A 4772-nucleotide genomic window follows, 5' to 3' on the forward strand; every position below is an offset into this window, starting at 1 on the left:
GCACCTGTTCAACCGCCGGCTCGACCTGACCGAGATCAGCACCTTCTCGAACACCATCTCCTCCGCCGAACTGGAAGCCTTCCACCGCGCCCTCCACCGCGAGAACAGCTACTTCGCCACCACCCGCGAAATGCTGGAAACCCTCCTCACCCGCCTCCCCCCACCCCGCTAACTCCTTGCGTCCGAAGAACCGCGGGGCCTGCCCTCCAGTTCTTCGGACGTAACAGCACAGAGGGGGTGGTCAGGGGTGGATGACGGTGATGCCGGCCGGGGTGGCGGTGGTGAGGGCGTCGAGGGCGTCGGGGACCTCGTCGAGGGTGATCGTGCGGGTGATCAGGTCCGCCGGATGTAGGTTGCCTGAGGCAACTAGGTCGAGCATTTCGGGATAGGCGTGGGCCGGCATGCCATGGCTGCCGAGCCACTCGAGTTCCTGGCCGATCAGGCGGGACACGTCGAGCTCGACCCCGCCCGGCAGCAGGCCGACCTGGAGGTGTCGCCCGCGCGGCCGCAACGATCGGAGCGCGTTCTGCACGATCTCGTTGGACCCCAGCGCATCCATCGTCACCTGGGCACCCCCGCCCGTCAGCTCGAGGATCGCATCCACGACCTCGTCGCCGGCGGTCGAGGGCGCGAGGACGGTGTCGGCGGCGCCGTACGACTTAGCGAGGGTAAGGGCCTCGGGGTTGGTATCGACGGCGATGACCCGGGCGCCGAGGGCGGCGGCGATCATGACCGCGGAGAGGCCTACGCCGCCGCAGCCGAAGATGACGACGGTCTCGTCCGCGGTGACCCGGCCGACCTGGCGGATAGCGCGGAACGACGTGGCGAAGCGGCAGCCGAGGCCTGCGGCCGTGTCGAAGTCGAGCGTGTCCGGCAGGCGAATGAGATTCACCTCGGCGAACGGCAGAGCGACGTACTCGGCGAAGGAACCCCAATAGTTGAAGCCGGGCTGGAGTTGGTTCGGGCAGACCTGCTGGTTGCCCTGCAGGCATTGCTCGCAGTTGCCGCAGGCACAGATGAACGGCGCCGTGACGCGATCCCCGACCTTCCAGCCAGTGACCCCGGGACCGATCGCGGCGATCGTGCCGGCGAGCTCGTGACCCGGTACGTGCGGCAGGACGATGTCGGAGTCATGCCCCTGCCAGCCGTGCCAGTCGCTCCGGCAAAGACCGGTGGCCTCGACCTCGAGGACGACACCACCGGCCTGCGGTTCGGGTGTGGCAACTTCCTGCACCGTGGGCAGGACGCCGTACTGCTCGATGACAATGGCACGCATCGGGCCATCCTCACCCAGACGACACAGTGAGAACTAGCCGCCCGCCACGGCCGGGATGATGGAGACCTGGCCGCCGTCCTTGATGGAGGTCTGCAGGCCTTCGGAGAAGCGGACGTCGTCATTGTCGACGTAGACGTTGACGAAGCGGCGCAGTTCGCCCGACTCGTCCAGGACGCGGCCCTTGATGCCCGGGTACGACGTGTCGAGCGACTCCAGCACCTCGCTCAGTGTCGATCCCTCGACGGAGACCTCGGACGCCCCCTGGGTGTAGGGCCGCAGGATGGTCGGGACGCGCACGCTCACACTCACTGCAGGCCTGCCTTCACGAAGGCGTCGTAGGACGCGGGGATGGTCACCTTGGGGCCGACCCGGTCGGCCACGGCGTCGAGCGTCTTCAGCCCGTCGCCGGAGTTGATGATCACCGTCTCGGCCTCGGGGTCGAGCTGACCGGTCTCGATCAGCTTCTTCAGCGTCGCGACCGTCACCCCGCCCGCGGTCTCGGTGAAGATGCCCTCGGTCCGGGCCAGCAACTGGATGCCCTCGATGACCTCTTCGTCGGACACGTCCTCGATCACCCCGCCGGTACGCCGGGCCACGTCCAGCACGTAGGGGCCGTCCGCGGGGTTACCGATCGCGAGCGACTTGGCGATGGTGTCCGGCTTGACCGGCTTGACCACGTCATGGCCGTCCCGGAACGCCTGCGCGACCGGGGAGCACCCCGTCGCCTGCGCGCCGTAGATCTTGTAGTCGGTCGCGTCGACCAGGCCCAGCTTGCCGAGCTCGGTGAAACCCTTGTCGATCTTGGTCAGCTGCGAACCCGAGGCGACCGGGATGACGACCTGCTGCGGGATCCGCCAGCCGAGCTGCTCGGCGATCTCGAAGGCCAGCGTCTTCGAACCCTCGGAGTAGTACGGGCGGACGTTGACGTTCACGAACGCCCAGCCCTCTTCCTCACCGGCGATCTCCGAGGCGAGCTTGTTGACGTCGTCATAGTTGCCTTCGACGGCGACCAGCGTCCCGCCGTACACGGCGGTGGTGATGATCTTGGGCCGCTCGAGGTCGTACGGGATGAAGACGACCGAGCGGATCCCGGCCCGCGCGGCCGCGGCGGCGACGGCGTTGGCCAGGTTGCCGGTGGAGGGGCAGGCGAAGACCTTCATGCCGAGCTCGCGGGTGGCGCTCAGGGCGGACGCGACGACGCGGTCCTTGAAGGAGTGGGTCGGGTTGCCCGAGTCGTCCTTCACCCAGAGCTTGCGCAGCCCCAGCGCGCGGGCCAGGTTGCCGGCGTCGATCAACCGGGTGTAGCCCGGCTCGGTGTTCGGGAAGCTGGCCACGTCGACGGGGACGGGCAGCAGCGGTTGGTAGCGCCAGATGTTCTTGGGTCCGGCTTCGATCTGCTCACGGGTGATGGCGGGGAACTCGTACCCAACCTCCAGGGGACCGAAGCACTCCATACAGGCATAGAACGGGCCGAGTTCCGACTTCGCGCCACAAGCGCGACAGCTCAGGTGCGTACCGTTGCCGAAGGCACCTTCACGGATGGTGTGGGTGGTTGGCGCGGTGCTCAGGCTCATGGCGGAGTTTCCCTCCTCATCTTCCCCGCACCGGATCTCGGCGCGGGACGGATTTGGCACCGGTCCGCCGCGAGCGCCTCCGAATCGAGGTCTCCACGGGGAGGGTTGCCGGGACTTCAACGGGCCGTATCCCTCAGTCCCTCTGGATGAGCACTGTCGAGGTTACCCAATCTGGTCCATATCGTGTCCTCCGTTCCCACTATCCGAGACAGCCGATCTCACCCCGAGCGGCACTAATCCTCCTCCCGGCGGAGGTCGAGCATCCGCATCAGTGGGGTCGCGGCGACGCCGTGGACGAGGACGCTCAGGACGACGGTGAATCCGACGGTTGCCCAGAGCCAGGGGAGGTCCGTGGTGAAGTCCGAACCGGCGTACGCGAGGTAGTAGACGGAACCGACACCCCTCACCCCGAAGGCGGCGGTCACCCAGCGCTCGGACCGTCTGAGTGGAGTCCTGGTCAGGGAGATCCAGGCGGTGAGCGGCCGGACGACCAGGATGAGGAGGAGGCCGATCGCTACGCCGGAGAAGGTGAGCGGACCGAGGAGGCCGCCGGTGATCGCGACGCCGAGCAGCAGGAGGATTCCCCAGGTCAGGATGTGTTCCAGCTGCTCGACGAAACCGTGCAGGTCCTCGTGGAACTCGTGACTGCGCTCGGCGGCCCGCAGCGAGAGAGCCGCGACGAACACAGCCACGAAGCCGTAGCCATGCAGCAGTTCGGTGAGGCCGTAGACCCCGAGTGTGATCGCCAGGGCTAGTACTGGCTCCCGCGAGTCGGCCAGCCGGAAACTGAACAGCGGCGCCGAGAACGCCATCTTGCCGAGCAGCCAGCCGGCACCGGCACCGATCGCGACACCGATGACGGTCTTGCCGATCAAATCCCATGCGAACCACTCCAGCGCCCAGTCGCCCACCGCGCCCTTGGTCGCGGCGAACACGGCGGCGTAGACGAACGGGAAGGCGAGCCCGTCGTTGAGACCGGCCTCCGAGGTGAGCGCGAAGCGAACCTCGTCGTCCTCCTCGGGCTCGGCCTCAGCGCCGGTGCTCGGTCCTTGCACCTGTACGTCGGACGCGAGCACGGGGTCGGTCGGGGCCAGAACCGCGCCAAGCAGGAGCGCTGTTGCCGGGGCAAGGCCGAGCAGCCACCCCGCGCCGGCGATCGCGGCGATACAAGCCGGCATGGCGACCAGGAGCAGCCGCCAGGTCACTGCCCAGCGCCGCCAGCCGATCGGGCGGTCGATCGCGAGACCGACACCCATCAGCGCGATGAGGATGGTGAGTTCGGCGAGGTGTTCGGTCAGTGCGGGTTCGGCGAGTGGGCTGAGGCGACTGCGGTCGACTGCAAGGCCGAGTAGTAGACCGGCGCCGAGGAAGGCGATGGGCGCGGAGACGGCGTACCGGCGTAGTAGTCGAGGCAACACCGCACCAAGCAGCAGGGCCAGCCCCGCCACCAGATACAGCCCGTCTCCGTCGATCCGCATCCATCGACCCTACGAGCAACCCCAACCGGTGTCAGCGGAGGCGGTGGGTGGCGCCGGGGGTGTGGGTGGGGAGGGATTTGCGGGGGCCATAGCGGGGGTGGGTGATGCCGGCCAGTTCGAGGAGGCGCTGGACGCGGAAGCGGTGGCCTCGGTAGGGCTCGATGAGTTCGGCGCACCCGTCGTCGTCGAGTTCTTCGCCGGTGAGGGCGTAGGAGACATTGCGGGACACGTGGTAGTCGGCGAAGGAGAAGGCATCCGCGTCACCGTGAGCCCGCTGTCTGACCTCGGCCGCAGTCCACACCCCGACACCCGGCAACGAGCGCAGCCGCCGTTCCACCTCGGCTCCGTCGGTCAGGTCCAACGTCCGCTCCAGGGCTTTCGCCCGCGTCGCCGCGGTGATCACCACGCGGGATCTGCGCCCCTCGACGCCCGCCCGCAACCACT

The 4772-nt window shown here is 68.1% G+C and carries 5 protein-coding genes and 1 riboswitch; all 5 genes read right to left on the reverse strand.

All coding sequences use genetic code 11. The features are described 5' to 3' along the window. Positions 1 to 241: 241 nt before the first annotated feature. Positions 242 to 1276 carry a zinc-dependent alcohol dehydrogenase family protein gene (locus tag VFG33_RS01795; RefSeq protein WP_325021643.1) on the reverse strand — a complete coding sequence of 345 codons (1035 nt, stop codon included), beginning with the start codon at positions 1274 to 1276 and terminating at the stop codon, positions 242 to 244. A 33-nt stretch (positions 1277 to 1309) separates the two neighbouring features. Continuing rightward, the gene (locus VFG33_RS01800; RefSeq protein ID WP_325021645.1) at positions 1310 to 1585 is read right to left on the reverse strand and encodes a ubiquitin-like small modifier protein 1; all 276 of its coding nucleotides are present in this window, start codon (positions 1583 to 1585) and stop codon (positions 1310 to 1312) included. Beyond that, a complete protein-coding gene (gene thrC, locus VFG33_RS01805) occupies positions 1582 to 2850 on the reverse strand; it encodes a threonine synthase (protein WP_325021647.1) in 1269 nt (422 codons plus the stop codon). The genes VFG33_RS01800 and thrC overlap by 4 nt, the downstream gene beginning before the upstream one ends. A gap of 13 nt (positions 2851 to 2863) precedes the next feature. Beyond that, a riboswitch (SAM riboswitch) is annotated at positions 2864 to 3003 on the reverse strand. 80 nt (positions 3004 to 3083) lie between these two features. Beyond that, complete coding sequence (locus tag VFG33_RS01810; protein WP_325021649.1) at positions 3084 to 4328, reverse strand: cation:proton antiporter; 1245 nt, start codon at positions 4326 to 4328, stop codon at positions 3084 to 3086. A 31-nt stretch (positions 4329 to 4359) separates the two neighbouring features. After that, the coding region (locus VFG33_RS01815; protein ID WP_524538113.1) for a DNA glycosylase family protein at positions 4360 to 4772 on the reverse strand (413 nt) is incomplete at its 5' end.

This window comes from Kribbella sp., from assembly GCF_035687465.1.
GTDB lineage: Bacteria > Actinomycetota > Actinomycetes > Propionibacteriales > Kribbellaceae > Kribbella.